The organism is Streptomyces sp. NPDC008125, assembly GCF_042957125.1.
In the GTDB taxonomy this organism is placed as follows: Bacteria; Actinomycetota; Actinomycetes; order Streptomycetales; family Streptomycetaceae; genus Streptomyces.
On sequence record NZ_JBIBHR010000019.1, the window covers coordinates 89,586 to 103,219 of the forward strand.

A 13,634-nucleotide genomic window follows, 5' to 3' on the forward strand; every position below is an offset into this window, starting at 1 on the left:
TGGGCCCGCCGCCGAACTGACGCGGTGACGGGCCCGGGCCGGGTCCCCTTACGACACCGCCCCCCGCCGGACTTCCGGCGGGGGGCGGTGTCGTGCTCCGGCAGCGGGCTGCGTGCGCCGGAGGCCACGGCTACAGCTACGGCACGGTGACGGAACGGGTCAGAGCGGTGTACGCCCCGGCCAGCGCCGCGGTGACCTTTCCGACCTCGTAGGAACGGCCGTCCACGGCGCTCACCGGCTGCACTTCGTACGCCGTGCCGGTGAGGAAGACCTCGTCCGCGCGGTCCAGTTCGCCGGGCTCGACGTGCCGTACGTGGACGGCGATCCCCAGGTCCCGGGCGAGGGCCATGACCGTCTGCCGGGTGATGCCGTCGAGGAAGGTGTCCGCGGTCGGCGTGTGCAGGGCCCCGTCGATCACCAGGAAGAGATTGGCTCCGGTGGCCTCCGCCAGGTGTCCGCGGAAGTCCAGGAGGAGGGCGTCGTCGTATCCGGCCTCCTCCGCCTCGTCGCGGGCGAGGGTGCAGATGTTGTACAGCGACGCCGCCTTGGCCCGTACCGGCGCGGTGTCGGGGGAAGGGCGCCGCCACCGGGAGGTGCGCAGCCGGATGCCGCGGGTGCGCGCGTCGTCGGAGAAGACGTGCGGCCACTCCCACGCGGCGATCGCGACGTGCACGGACGTCCCCGCCCCGGACACGCTGATCTGCTCGCTGCCCCGCCAGGCCACGGGCCTGACGTAGCCGTCGGCGATGTCCCCGTGCCGGATGGTCTCCCGCATGGCGGCCTCCAGCTCCCCGGGGCCGAACGGGACGCGGAAGTTCAGCTCCCGTGCCGAGGCGTGGAAGCGTTCGAAGTGCTCGGCGGCCTTGAAGGCCCGTCCGCCGTACACGCGGATGCCCTCGAAGATGCCGCCGCCGTAGTGCAGCCCGTGGGACAGGACGTGGAGCCGGGCATCGCGCCACGGCACGAGAGCTCCATCCAGCCAGATCACGCCGTCACGGTCGTCGAACGCGGTGGTGGTCACGCCTGCCCCTCGTGGCTGTGGTCGGTGTCGTCGGCGTAGTCGATACGGACGGCGCTCTCCAGGTAGCGATGGAATTCCTCGGTCTCGGCGGTGTTCGCGTGCCGGGACAGGACGAACGCCGGGTAGCCGGTGAAGTCCGGGTAGGGCTTCACGACATCGCCGGGGAAGAGCATCTGCACGACATGGTCGACCCTGGGGTCGTCCCGCAGCTCGTCCAGACCGGAGATCGCGGTGATCCGTCCGTATCCGCCGCAGGGCACGATGTAGTTGGCCGCGGCCCCCACGGGCTCCGACGGCCGTTCGGAGCCCGACAGCGTTGCCGGGCCCGGCGGTTCCGAGCCCAGGGGCCCGGGGGCGATTCCGGCGGCGATCCGTAGTGCCTGCGCCGCGAAGTCGATGCCGGTCACCCCGGAGGCGATGTAGTGGGACACCCCCGACCCCCCGATCCGGGCCCCCATCTCCAGCAGGTAGGGCGTCACGCCTCCGCGCAGCCGCAACTCGGTGTGGGTCGGACCGTCCGTGATGCCGAGAGCCTCGTGGGCGGCGGTCACCTCACGCCGGATGTCGTCCTGGACCTCGTCCGGCAGGGTGGCCGGCGCACGGTAGACGCCCTCCTCGAAGTGCGGCCCCTGGGGGTCGCCCTTGTACCCGATGGACAGGACGCGTACGTCACCGCGGTACGCGAGGGACTCGACGGCGAACTCGGGGCCGTCGACGTACTCCTCGGCCACCAGGCCGTCGACCCTGCCCAGCTTGCTCTCGCTGGTCCGCCACACCTCGTCGACGACGCTCTTCAGACTCCGGGCGGACTCCGCCTTGGTGACACCGAGACTGGAGAAGCCGTGGGCGGGCTTCACCACGACGGGGAAGGTCAGGGCCGCCGCCTTCTCCCAGTCGGCCGGCTCGTCCAGCCGGACGAATCCCGGCACGTTGAGGCCCGCGGCGGCCAGGCGTTCCCGCATGACGCGCTTGTCCTGCGCGCCGAGGGCCACGTCGCGGCCGATGCCGGGCAGCCCGAGCAGTTCGGTGACCTCGGCGACGAAGGGCACGGCGGGGTCGTAGAGAGTGACGACGCCCTGGAAGGGGCTCTCCTCGTACCGTCGCCGCAGGGCCTCCAGCGCGCCGGCCCGGTCGGCTTCGAAGTCGAGCCGCAGGACGTCCACCACGGCGGGCGGCAACCGCTCCTCGGACACCGCCTCGTCGGGCCGGGGAACCAGCACGAGGCCGATCCCGGCCCGCTCCGCGCTCTCGAAGACCCAGGGGAGCGAGGTGCGCTGGTAGACCAGCACCAGGGTCGGTCGGGGACTGTCCGTCGTCATCACAGAATCCTTTGTCATCGCACGTTCCTTACGCTCCATGCCGGGTGCGCTCTCCGGTTCCTTCCCCGGTGTCCGCCCCGGCCTCCGCCGCCCCGGCCCCGGCGCGCCCGGCACCACGGCCACCGGCGATGGTGAGCCACACACCGCCCGCGCAGAGCAGGAGCAGCAGGATCACGAGCGGTCCCGGCGCGGTCTCCCGGCCCAGCGCCCACTCCCCCAGCCGCACCAGGAACGGTACGACGAGCGCGAGCGCGGAGGTGAACAACGGCCCCTTGCGCAGGATCAGTTCGTGCGAGATGAGGAAGACCGGGGCGGTGAGGAGCACCCCGAGGGCCGCGATGCCGCCCCAGTCGGCGAGGGATACGCCGCCGAGCGGGACGAACAGGGCGACCGTCAGCCCCAGCATGACCGTGCCCGCCCCTGTGATGGCGGGCAGGGAGGCGACCGGTGCCAGGTCCGCCATGCGCCGCCGGTAGACGTAGCCGTACACCGCGTAGGTGAAGGTGCCGCCGAGAGCCAGCAGGCCTCCGCTCACCAGAGCGCCGCCGTCCGCCCCGGAGCCCTGGCCACCGCCCGCGGAGCCGTCGGCCAGGGCGTACCCGAAGGCCGCGACCACGGCCAGCGCCGTGCCCAGGACCTTGCGCCGGGACGAGGGCTCGCGGAAGGCGAGGACACCGATCACGAAGGTGATGCAGGGCAGCAGGGAGACGATCAGACCGACCCGCGAGGCCCCGATGAAGCCCGTCCCGAGGAGCGTTCCGGAGTAGTACGCGAAGAAGCCGAGGAAAGCCAGGAGCGCGACGCTCCCGCCCCGGGCGGTGGCGGCCCGGGCCTCGGACCGCATCCGGGGGTGCAGCAGCGCGACGACGGTGATGACCACGAAACTGGACGCCGTGCGCCCCGCCGCGACCGCCAGCGGAGGTGCGCCGTCGACCAGATGGCCGGCGAGCACCCAGCCGGCTGCCAGCAGCAGGACCATCAGCGCCGAGAGGGCGGGCACCGCGAAACGCTCACCCCGGCGGGCGGGGGGTGTGTCCGTCACCATTCCGCGCGCTCGAACTCCAGCGCGGGCATCCTGTCCAGCCCTTGCTTGGCCCGCAGCAGCACCCGCTGGTCCTCGGTGAAGGCGTACCGCTGCCGCGGCGTACCGGCGGGAGCGGGCTCGGGGGCGGGGAGGTGGCGGCGCACCAGAGCCCTGGCCGCCGCACGGTACTCGTCGTCGGTCGTGACCTCCGCCTCCAGCTTCTCGACCGTGGTGACGAACTCGCGCAGCGCGTCGAGGGCCTTGACCCGGTCGAAGCCGAGCAGGGCGCCGTCGGCCGGGGAACCGGTCAGCGCACCGTGCTCGCGCAGCCAGGAGTAGAGGAAGACGCCGGTACCCGAGTCGAAGTTGCGGGTGGCGTCGTCCGCCTGCGGGTAGCGGAAGATCCGCTCCAGCAGAATCATGTCGATCTGTTCGTCGGCGAACGGGACGACGCCGCTGTCCGCGCAGGCCAGCACGGTCCTGGCGTCGACCTTGATCTCCTCGAGCAGTCCGACGAACCAGTTCATCTTCAGCGAGATGTGCTCGTCGAACGGCCAGAGCCCCTGGTAGTGCATCGAGTCGTGCAGATAGCCCCAGATGGCGCGGGCCTCGAAGCAGACGTCCGCGTCCAGACCCGTGGACGCCCGGGGCAGGGTCTCCGGCGTCAGGACGGCCTCCGCTCCGGAGAGCGCGTAGGTCTCGTGGATCTTCCGCATCTTGTTGTAGAAGAACATGGCGTACGGCTGCTCGGTGATCTTGTCGTGAGCGGCCACGTTCTCCGGGAAGAACACCAGGCAGTTGCCCTGCCTGAATCCCGCACTGCCGGTGAGGAGAACCAGCGACTGGCAGTTGTTCTTGGGGTGCGGGTAGGACACGGCGAGATCCGCCAGCGCGGCGGGCTCCTTGCGCAGGGCGAAGAAGCAGTCCAGTCGCTTGCCCACGGGCGGCGCGCTGTTGGTGCTCTGCAGCGGTGCGACGAAGAAGACGTCCGAGCCGTCCTCGGGCACCCGCAGGGCGTCCCGCGAGCGTGCGAAGTGGGGCGGGGTGTCCAGGCCGGCCGCGAGCCAGCCGTCGACGTCGGCCGCCAGGGCGAGCGCCTGGCCGTCCCGGCCTCGGCGCCCGTACCAGGCGCACGCCTCGTCGCGGATCAGGCCGAGCAGCTCCAGGTCCCCTTCGGTCGCCTCGGGGACGGACCCGTCGTCGAGCTGCCGCTGCCGGAAGCGGTCGACCTTCGGGATGAGGGATCCGGTCAGTTCGTCGGCGTCGGCCAGCAGGCCGGCGGGGACCGGGGCGGTGGCGGCGGTGGTCACAGCGCGGCCCCCGCCGGCACCAGCTGGTCGTTCTCGGCGTCGACCGCCAGCACCTGGTGGATGGTGAACACCATGGGTACGGCGCCGAAGTCCCGTACCACGCGCAGTCCGTGGTTCTCGGCGGCGACGTGGGTGGTGATGCAGCCCTCGACCCGGCCCTCGGCGCAGTCGATGGCCGCCTGCGAGTTGCTCAGCACCTCCCGGATCTCCGTGCCGGCGGGTATGAGCCTGGTCGGCGCCGGGTGCGAGGCGACGGTCGCGGGCCGGTCCGCACCGCGGCTGGCGAGCACCATGTGGTGCGTCGGCATGACGAAGCTGTCGACCATGTGCAGGCGGTGCAGGTTGCTGAAGACCAGCGTGTGGAGCGCGGGATAGACCGCGCAGGCGACGAGCGCGTGCTGTCCGTCGTCGGGAACGGCGTCGAGCGCGGACTCGATGGAGGAGTGCAGCTCCACCGTTCCCCGGATGTCGTTCCGCCGGAGCCATTCGTGGGACGCGGCTTCCAGGTTGGTGCCGTGCGGTCCGAGTGTGTGCAGATGCCGGATGTGTTCCGAACCGTTCTTTTCGTTCCCCATGAGCTCCCCCGGTTATCAACGATGAATTCAGTGGCCACGCCAGGTGCTCCCCGGAGGCCTCGTGCAGGAAATCACGCCCCCTGAGAACGATCAAGTTTCGATAAACGAGGTCTCAGACTTCGAGACCTCCCTTGCGCGCACCCGTCCGGGAATTCCTCGCACAAGCGCTCCTTACCAGCGGATTCCCTCGATTCGATCACCGAGGGGTGGCGGCAGCGAAGCGCTCCGAGCGGGAGTTCCGGTCCGCCCACCGGACAGTCCGACGGTCAACCGCATCTCCCAGGAGCGCTGTTGATCACCCGTTCCGTCATGGGGGCCCGCCGGCCGCACCACCGTCGCGGGCCACCCGTACGGAACACGGAGTACGTTCCGGCGTCCGCCCCCGCCCGGAACCCACGGCTTCTGCACCCTTCCGGTCGCCAGCTGTGCCACCGCGCGGAACACGCCGGACAAAATCTCCGAATCCGCTGGTGAGCGCGGAGCGATCCCCGCGGTCACCCCGTCGGTGAAATCGGGGCACGTCTCTCCGGGAAAATGTTCCTGGTGACGGACGAATCCGGTCGTTCGCGACCTGATCGGGGAGACGACAAAAGGGACCTCCCGCAATTCCCGGTCGATGGATCAGGAGGAGACCGGGGCGACGTCGTCGGAAGCCTCCGCGGGCGCCGGGCCCCGCATGCCGAGGTGGCGCAGAGGGCGGACGCCCGCGCGGACGGCCGCGCACCTCAGCCGGACGGCGTCGCCGTCACGGCGCCACGTCATCTCGCCGAGGACCGTCCCCGCCGCCGGCCCGAACGGCGATGGTGCCCCGGGGCCGGAGGCGGTGCGTCGGTCGCGGCCGGTGTCGGCCGCGCGCTCCCCCGCGGAGATCCACGGGGGAGCGCGACGGCCTGCGGGACGTGCGGGCGGGTGCCACCGCGCGGCACCCGCCGGGTCAACCGTCCGTCGGCCGGTCCCGCGGGATCAGCCGGACCGGCAGGTGCTCGATTCCGCCGATGAGGTTGGAGCGCATGCGCCTCACCTCGCCGGTCGGCTCGGCCCGCGCCACCCGCTGTCTGAGCACGTCGAAGAAGATGTTCAGCTCCGTGGTGGCGAGTGCCGCGCCGATGCAGAAGTGGCTGCCGTAGGCGAACGTGAGGTTGCGGCTCACCTCCTGCCGCCCGATGTCGAACCGGTCGGGATCCGGGAAGACCGACTCGTCCCGGTTGCCGGACGCCAGCCACACCGCGATCATGTCGCCCGCCTCGATGCGCCGCCCACCGAGTTCGGTGTCACGGGTGGCGGTGCGCAGCACGTGCATGGCGGGCGTGGTGTAGCGCAGGATCTCCTGAACCGCGGTCGGCAGCACCTCCGGCTCCGTCCGGAACCGGTGCCACTGGCCGGGATTCTCGATGAACGCGAGAAGTCCCCCGATGGTGGCGTGCCGGGTGGTCTCGTTGCCGCCGGAGATCAGCCCGTTGCAGTTGAGGATGATCTCTTCCTCGGTCAGCGGACGGCCGTCGATCCGGCCGTGGACGAGCGCGCTGATGATGTCCTCCTGCGGCTCCCTCCTGCGCAGGCGCATCAGTTCGTCGTAGTAGACGAAGATGTCGGTGTGGGCCGTGGCCATCCGCTGCCGCTGTTCCGGTCCGGGATCGCCGCCCACGCCGAAGGCCGTCATCGTGCGGGACAGCATGTAGTCCCAGTCGGCGCGCGGTACGCCGAGCATGTCGCAGATCACCGACAGCGGCAGGCGGGCCGCCACTTCGGTGAAGTCGCAGCTCTCCCGCTCCAGGGCGTTCTCGATCACCTCGACCGAGATCGTCCGCATGGTCTCCTGGAGCCGCTGCACCATGCGCGGGGTGAAGGCCGCGCTGACGACCCGCCGGATCATGCCGTGCCGCGGGGGATCGGTGATGACCATCATCTTGCCGGTCGCGGCCCTGGTCGCCACCGGGTCGGCGTCGAGCCGCATCCCGCCGGTGGAACTGAACGTAGCGGCGTCGGACAGAACCCGGGTGATCAGGTCGTACGTCAGAACGGCCCAGAACGTCGAGCCGTCGGCCCGGCGTATCCGGCACACCGGTTCCTCCCGCCGCAGCCGCGCCAGGGCCGGACCCGCCTCCCCCCTCTGGTGCAGCAGCGGGTCGGACAGGTCCGGTACGGAGGGCCGTTGGGCCTCCTCCATCACCGTCGTCACAGTGTGTCGCCCCCGTTCGCGATCCCGGCCAGAGCCGGCGACAGCCGGCTCCGCAGCGCTTCCAGCAGCTTGGCCAGGGATTCCTGGAAGTAGAAGTGTCCGCCCGGGAAGACGTCGAAGCTCGTGTCGGCCCGGGTGAGTTCCGACCAGCGGGCCATCTCGTCGGCGGGAGCGCTCGGATCGTCCCGGCCGGCGAAGACCGCGATCGGTACGTCCAGCGGTCCGCGCTCGACGTACGTGTACGTCTCACAGGCGGCGAAGTCGTCCCGCAGGATCGGCAGGACCAGTTCGAGCAGGGTCGGGTTCTCCAGGATCTCCGGCGGAGTGCCCTGGAGCCCCTCGACGTGGGCGAGGAAGTCCTCCTCCGACAGGGTGTGCACGGAGGTACCGGCGCGCGCGTGCGGTGGTACGTAGCCGGAGACCGCCAGGTGGGCGGGCGGCCGGCCGGCCGCGGAGAGCGCGTGGCTGAGGTCGTAGCCGAGGAGCGCGCCCATGCTGTGGCCGAAGAACGCGAACGGCCGCCCGTCGGCCCGTTCGAGGACGGGCCCGGCGAGTCGCTCGGTGAGGGCCGTGAGAGAGCGCTCGGCGGGTTCGGCCAGTCGCGCTTCGCGGCCCGGCAGTTGTACGGGGACCACCTCGACGTCCGGACCCAGCAGTCGCTGCCAGTCCCGGAAGAACGATGCTGCCGCGCCCCCGTGGTGCAGGCAGAACAGCAGGCTGGAAGGCTCGTCGGCGGCCTCGACCGGGTACGGGAACCAGAGGCTGGTGCCGTGCGGGGCCATCAGCGGCTCGCGAGGAAGAGCCGGCCGGTGGGGAAGCCGAGCTCGACGACCTCCACCGAGCTGAACCCCGCGGCGAGCAGCTTGTCCCGCCACTCCTGCTCGGTGAGCAGCTTCCGCTTCATGAACTGCCGGTGGTAGTAGGTGACGATGGCGCTGAACGCCCGCTCCCGGGGGTTGCGCAGGTAGGGGACGGCGTCGGTGATGGCCATGACCCCACCGGGTCGCAGCGCCTCGCGGCACTGGGCGAGGACCTTGTCGGCGACGCTCTCCTCTTCCGGCATCATGTCGTGGAAGACGAATCCGGCGTGGATGACGTCGGCTCCGGCGAGCGGGCCCGGGTCGTCGGCGACGGACTGGATGGGCCGTTCGACGACGGTGAGACGGTCGCCGACGCCCTCCTGCACGGCGGCCTTCTCGGCGGCACGACACGATGCGGGGTCGAGGTCCAGGCCGACGGCGGTGGAGCCGGGGAACGCCTGGAGCACCTCGATCAGCAGGCGGCAGGTGCCCGCGCCGAGGTCCACCACATGTTCCGGTTCGAGGCGGAAGATGGCGTCCAGCGCGGCCGGGTAGAACGCCTGGGCGCCCATCCACTGCGAGCTGATGGCGACTTGGCGGCCGTCCCGGGTGTAGGCGCCGGTGGGCTTGGACTGGTCGGTGAGGTAGGCGCGGGCGTTCTCGATGAACGGGCGGTTCGCGTTCATGGTCCAGGACAGATACCCCGCCTGGTGCTGGATGCGCTCGTAGTCCGCGGCCGTGCGGAACCGGGCGGGCTCGCCGGACGCGTCCACCGCGTCGATGATGCCGGCCGATTCGAGCGCCTCCAGGTATCCCGCCACGCCCTCTTCGGGGAGGTCGGTGGCGGCGGCTATCTCCGCGACGGTGAAGTCCTTGCCCACGGTGATGACGTCCGTCACGCCGAGCCGGTCGCCCATCTCCATCAGTGCGGCGACGGCGGCGAGGGCGGGGGCGGGGCCGCTGGCCTCGACCTCGGTGGCGAGGCTCCGCTGAAGAGAAGTGTCGAATGCCATGTTTCTTCCTCTCTGGGGTACCGGGACAGCCGTCAGGAGAGCTCGACGGCCAGGTCTTCGATCGTGGGATGGAGGTAGAGGGTGCGGGCGGAGACGTTCAGGCCCAGCTCTCGCCTGAGGGCGGCGAGCAGTTGCGCGGCGAGCAGGGAGTGCCCGCCCAGCGCGAAGAAGTCGTCCCTCACCCCCACGGGTTCCACGCCCAGCACGTCTCCCCACATCGCCGTAAGACGCGCCTCGATGTGCGTGCGCGGCAGGGTCAGGGGGGTGGTGAGGCCGCGGGCGACGCGGGTGGCTGCGGGCAGGGCCTTGCGGTCGACCTTGCCGTTCCGGTTGAGCGGGAGCTGGGACCGGAGCAGCACGGCCCACGGCACCATGTGCGACGGCAGCTCCGTGCTCAGAGCCTCGCGCAGGCGTGCTCCGAACTCCGTCCCGTCATAGCCGTCGGCAAGGGCCGCGGCCGGCTCGGGGAGGACGTAGGCGAGCAGGCGCTTGCTCCCGGAGGCGTCCTCCTGGGGGACGACGACCGCTTCGCGTACGTCCGGATGCCGGGTGAGCACCGCCTCGACGTGTCCGGGTTCGACCCGGAAGCCGCGGATCTTCACCTGGTGGTCGACGCGCCCGAGGAACTCGACGAGGCCGTCGGGCCGCCGCCGGACCAGGTCGCCGGTGCGGTACATCCGGGCGCCGGGTTCGGAGGCGTACGGATCGGCGACGAACCGGGTGGCCGTGGCGGCGGGCCGCCCGAGGTACCCCCGGGCGAGTCCGTCGCCGGCCGTGCAGAGCTCGCCGGCCTCCCCGTCCGGCACCGGCCGCAGGTCCGCCCCGAGAATCGCGACGCGGGTGCCGTTGACGGCCCGGCCTATGGGCACGGGCTCGTCCGCTGCGGGCGGGGTGGCCGTGGTCCAGCACGTCGTGAAGGACGTGTTCTCGGTGGGCCCGTAGCCGTTGGTGAACAGCAGCTCGGGGTACGCGGCCATGAGCTGCCGCACGTGGCCGGCCGAGGCGACGTCACCGCCGGTCAGGACGTGGCGGACGCCTGCGAACGCTTCGGGATGCCGGGTCACCATCTGGTTGAACAGGCCGGTGGTGAGCAGCAGTACGGTGACGCCCTCCTGCTGGACCACCTTCGCCAGTTCGTCCAGTTCACCGGTCCGGCCGGCGTGGACCACCAGGCGGGCGCCGTTCACCAGGGCGCCCCAGATCTCGATCGTGGACGCGTCGAAGGCCACGGGGGCGAGTTCGAGGAGGACGTCCTCGGTACCGATCTCCATCCAGTCCGGCGTGTACAGCAGCCGGGCGACGGCCCGGTGGGGAACCCCGACGCCCTTGGGTTCGCCGGTGGAGCCCGAGGTGTAACTCACGTAGGCGAGCTGGTCGGGATGGGCCGGCGGCGGTTCGTCGCCTGCCTCCCGCCGCTCGGCCGGCAGGCTGGTGTCCGGCATGGCCAGCGTGCGGCAGTGCGGTGGGACGCGCCCGGCTTGTCCTTCCTCGGCCACCACCACGCCCACGCCCGCGTCCGCGAGCAGCCCGGCGCACCGGGCGTCCGGGTCGCCGGGGTCGACGACCAGATAGGCGGCACCGGCCTTGAGGACGGCGAGCAGGGTGACGATCAGGGCGGTGGACCGATGGGCCAGTACGCCGACGACGGTGCCGGCCTCCACGCCGTGGGCCCGCAGGACGCGGGACCAGTTGTCGGCCTGTATGTCGAGCTGCTCGTACGTGAGGCTTTCGGATCCGCACACGACAGCCGGCCTGTGCGGGTGTACGACTGCCTGCCGCGCCACTTTCTCATGGATACAGAGCGGATTCTTTCCGGGCTCGTAACCGTCCAAGGCCGTTCCAATCCCTTCGCTTTTCTGCGACCCACTGCGGATGTCATCACGGTAAACCGGCGAGCAAGCTCCGGGTAAGGCCTGGTGGCCGCCACCGAATACCGGAGCAAGAACACCGGCATCAGTTTCGCGGCACCGCCGAGAAAGCTTTCGGCCGAGAGCATACGGGCCTGCCGCAGGAGGTCCACCGGCGCATTCTGGCCAAGATCTGCAGTGGACCGGCGCATGACCGCCCATCAGTCGGTGATACCAGACATCGCGAGCCGTGAGGTACGTTCAGCTGTGCGGCTTTTCCCGCCTCGATTACCGGATGTGCATTCCGATAGTCGAATCACGACGTGGCCCGTTCCTTTCCTTCCCGGGGCTCCGCAGGGAGGCCCCAAGAAACAGAATTTGCCCTTCCGTGAGAGTTCGATGCACCCCACTCACTCTGTGTTGACCGACCCTCGAACGCCGTGTTTTGCTGATGGAGCAGAGCCCGCCGGTACCCCAGGAGGCAGTTATGCGCTTTTCCTTGCACAGCTCGATCGGCCACATATCGGACGCAATGATCGCGAGCTACGCGGAACTTCCTGCCGACCAGTTCCTGAAAGAGGGCGACCATTTCCGCTTTCGCGCTTTCGGACGTGCCGCGATCAAGGGTGACAAGATCGACTGGCTCGACAACCTCTCCTTCTTCCAGGCCAAGAAGATCAACCACTACGCGGGCGGTTTCACCCGGCAGGCCACCCCGCTCGGCCCCGCGGCACGTGACTTCACGGAGCGGCTCGTCCGTGACCCGCGGACCCGGGAGCTGCTGAACTCCGAGGAGTTCGAGATCAACTGCCACCAGATCCGCATCGTCGCCACCGACGACGAGGTCGGCCTTCCCGTGCCCGAGGGCTTCCACCGCGACGGCTACGACCTGGTCTCCGCCACCTGCATCGCGGTCGGGAACATGAGCGGCGGGATCTCGCTCGTCCGGGAGGCCAGGGTGGACGGAGTGGAGAGCGACGAGGGCGACATGCTGTTCGAGCGGGTGATGACGCCCGGCGAAACGCTCTACTTCGCCGACGAGGACGTGGTGCACTACGTCACTCCCATCACCCCGAAGGTGCCGGGCCGGCCCGCTTACCGGGATGTGGTCGTGACGACCTACGACGTCAGTGGACGCGGCGGCCTTGCGGACGAGGAATGCTGAACCACGCCGCCGCCGCGGACAACGGCGACCGCTACCTGTTGCTGCTGGGAGCCGACATCCCCCTGCGGGAGCGTGCCGTCGTCTCGGCGCTGCGCACCTACCCGGGCCCCGTGCTGGGAATGAGCACGAGCCCGGCCACCCCGTTGGGCAACCGGTTCTTCGATCACGTGCTCAAGGCCGACTACTGCAACGCCGGGCAGGCCCTCGCGGCGGTCCTGGAATTCGAGCAGGAGACCGGCCTGCGCCCGGACGCCGTGGTGCCCGTCATCGAGATGAACGTGCACGTGTCCGTCGCGATCGCTCGCCACTACGGCCTGCCCGCCCTGTCGGACGACTGCCTGGAACTCGTCCGGGACAAGCACACGATGAAGCTGGCGTTCGAGAAAGCCGGTGTGCCCTGCGCGCGGCACCGGACGTTCGGCACCTTGGACGAACTGCGGGAGGCCGCCGCCGAGCTCGGCTTCCCGCTGGTACTGAAGCCGCGCGACTTCGCCGGCAACGTCGGCACCGTCATGGTCTCCTCGGCCGGGGAGCTCCCCGCGGCCTTCGACTACTGCCGTGCCTCACTGCTGGAGGTCGCCCCTCTGTACGACTTCTCCGACGGGCGGTACCAGGCCGAGGAGTTCGTGGCAGCCCCGCACGAGGTCTCCGTGGAGGTCGCCAACCTGGGAAGGGAGCGTGCCGTCCTCGCGGTGACGGACAAGTCCAAGGCCGGGGCCCCCTACTTCTCGGAGATGGGCCAGATGGTGCCCAGCGTGGAATCGGAGAACCGGGCCCTGCGCCAAGTGGCGCTGGACGCGTGCGAGGCCCTGCTCATCGACCGCGGTGTCGCGCACGTGGAGGTGCTGATCGACGGGGAACGGCTCAGCGTGGTCGAGGTCGCCGCCCGGCCCGGCGGGGACGGCATCATGGACCTGGTCGAGCGGGTCTACGGCTACAGCCCGTACGACTTCCACATCGCCTCCTACCGTGGCCGGCTCGACCGGCTGCCGGACTTTCCGGCCGTCCCCCGGGGAATCGGTGCCACGGCCTTCCTCAAACTGCCGCCCGGCACCATCACCGAAGTGGGACGGCTGCCCGACACCACGAGCCTGGAGACCGTCCTCCACCCCACGGCCAAAGCCGGGGACCGCTCCCGGCGGGACGGTTCCTACCTGGCCCGCGCCGGGATCCTGGAGTGCTTCGCCCGGGGCACCGGGCACGATCCGCAGTCCTTCCGCGCGGAGGTGGACGCGCTGGCGAAGTCCCGTGCCCAGCAGATCTTCCGCGTGGAGCGCGAACGGGACGACGGTGGGGCCCCGAGCTGACCCGCCCCGCGGGCGCCGGCGCCGATGCCCGGGGCTCCGGTGGCGGACGGAGCCCCGTCCGCCACCGGGCGCGC

12 protein-coding genes are annotated in these 13,634 nt (G+C 70.7%); 2 read left to right on the forward strand and 10 right to left on the reverse strand.

Translation table 11 applies throughout. The features are described 5' to 3' along the window. Positions 1-136 precede the first annotated feature (136 nt). From ACFZAX_RS27945 to ACFZAX_RS27990, 10 genes are all read right to left on the reverse strand, one after another. Positions 137-1,021: a branched-chain amino acid aminotransferase gene (locus tag ACFZAX_RS27945; RefSeq protein WP_390965048.1), complete on the reverse strand. Its 885-nt coding sequence runs from the start codon at positions 1,019-1,021 to the stop codon at positions 137-139. Continuing rightward, entirely contained in the window at positions 1,018-2,340 is a 1,323-nt protein-coding gene (locus ACFZAX_RS27950) for an ATP-grasp domain-containing protein (RefSeq protein ID WP_390965049.1), read from the reverse strand. The genes ACFZAX_RS27945 and ACFZAX_RS27950 overlap by 4 nt, the downstream gene beginning before the upstream one ends. 28 nt (positions 2,341-2,368) lie before the next feature. Continuing rightward, complete coding sequence (locus ACFZAX_RS27955) at positions 2,369-3,340, reverse strand: EamA family transporter (protein WP_390965050.1); 972 nt, start codon at positions 3,338-3,340, stop codon at positions 2,369-2,371. A gap of 38 nt (positions 3,341-3,378) precedes the next feature. Further along, positions 3,379-4,674 carry a DUF6421 family protein gene (locus ACFZAX_RS27960; protein ID WP_390965051.1) on the reverse strand — a complete coding sequence of 432 codons (1,296 nt, stop codon included), beginning with the start codon at positions 4,672-4,674 and terminating at the stop codon, positions 3,379-3,381. After that, positions 4,671-5,249 carry a bacilysin biosynthesis protein BacA gene (locus ACFZAX_RS27965; RefSeq protein WP_390965052.1) on the reverse strand — a complete coding sequence of 193 codons (579 nt, stop codon included), beginning with the start codon at positions 5,247-5,249 and terminating at the stop codon, positions 4,671-4,673. The genes ACFZAX_RS27960 and ACFZAX_RS27965 overlap by 4 nt, the downstream gene beginning before the upstream one ends. Positions 5,250-5,870: 621 nt before the next feature. Next, a complete protein-coding gene (locus ACFZAX_RS27970) occupies positions 5,871-6,011 on the reverse strand; it encodes a hypothetical protein (RefSeq protein WP_390965053.1) in 141 nt (46 codons plus the stop codon). 172 nt (positions 6,012-6,183) lie between these two features. Beyond that, the gene (locus tag ACFZAX_RS27975) at positions 6,184-7,416 is read right to left on the reverse strand and encodes a cytochrome P450 (RefSeq protein WP_390965054.1); all 1,233 of its coding nucleotides are present in this window, start codon (positions 7,414-7,416) and stop codon (positions 6,184-6,186) included. 8 nt (positions 7,417-7,424) lie between these two features. Then, positions 7,425-8,210 carry an alpha/beta fold hydrolase gene (locus tag ACFZAX_RS27980; protein WP_390965055.1) on the reverse strand — a complete coding sequence of 262 codons (786 nt, stop codon included), beginning with the start codon at positions 8,208-8,210 and terminating at the stop codon, positions 7,425-7,427. Then, positions 8,210-9,241, reverse strand: coding sequence for a methyltransferase (locus ACFZAX_RS27985; protein ID WP_390965056.1), 1,032 nt, complete (start codon positions 9,239-9,241; stop codon positions 8,210-8,212). The genes ACFZAX_RS27980 and ACFZAX_RS27985 overlap by 1 nt, the downstream gene beginning before the upstream one ends. Before the next feature lie 32 nt (positions 9,242-9,273). Beyond that, positions 9,274-11,025: an amino acid adenylation domain-containing protein gene (locus ACFZAX_RS27990; protein WP_390965057.1), complete on the reverse strand. Its 1,752-nt coding sequence runs from the start codon at positions 11,023-11,025 to the stop codon at positions 9,274-9,276. Positions 11,026-11,575: 550 nt separating this feature from the next. On the opposite strand from ACFZAX_RS27990, the gene ACFZAX_RS27995 reads away from it, so the two are divergent. Together ACFZAX_RS27995 and ACFZAX_RS28000 are read left to right on the forward strand one after the other, a co-directional pair. Then, positions 11,576-12,253: a 2OG-Fe dioxygenase family protein gene (locus ACFZAX_RS27995; protein ID WP_390965058.1), complete on the forward strand. Its 678-nt coding sequence runs from the start codon at positions 11,576-11,578 to the stop codon at positions 12,251-12,253. Next, positions 12,247-13,560, forward strand: a complete 1,314-nt coding sequence (locus ACFZAX_RS28000; RefSeq protein ID WP_390965059.1) for an ATP-grasp domain-containing protein — start codon at positions 12,247-12,249, stop codon at positions 13,558-13,560. The genes ACFZAX_RS27995 and ACFZAX_RS28000 overlap by 7 nt, the downstream gene beginning before the upstream one ends. Positions 13,561-13,634 lie beyond the last annotated feature (74 nt).

Coding starts and splice junctions, on each gene's coding strand:
- ACFZAX_RS27950 (WP_390965049.1), bottom strand. CDS start 2,340: ATGACGACGGACAGTCCCCGACCGACCCTGGTGCTGGTCTACCAGCGC.
- ACFZAX_RS27965 (WP_390965052.1), bottom strand. CDS start 5,249: ATGGGGAACGAAAAGAACGGTTCGGAACACATCCGGCATCTGCACACA.
- ACFZAX_RS27970 (WP_390965053.1), bottom strand. CDS start 6,011: ATGACGTGGCGCCGTGACGGCGACGCCGTCCGGCTGAGGTGCGCGGCC.
- ACFZAX_RS27975 (WP_390965054.1), bottom strand. CDS start 7,416: ATGGAGGAGGCCCAACGGCCCTCCGTACCGGACCTGTCCGACCCGCTG.
- ACFZAX_RS27980 (WP_390965055.1), bottom strand. CDS start 8,210: ATGGCCCCGCACGGCACCAGCCTCTGGTTCCCGTACCCGGTCGAGGCC.
- ACFZAX_RS27985 (WP_390965056.1), bottom strand. CDS start 9,241: ATGGCATTCGACACTTCTCTTCAGCGGAGCCTCGCCACCGAGGTCGAG.
- ACFZAX_RS27995 (WP_390965058.1), top strand. CDS start 11,576: ATGCGCTTTTCCTTGCACAGCTCGATCGGCCACATATCGGACGCAATG.
- ACFZAX_RS28000 (WP_390965059.1), top strand. CDS start 12,247: ATGCTGAACCACGCCGCCGCCGCGGACAACGGCGACCGCTACCTGTTG.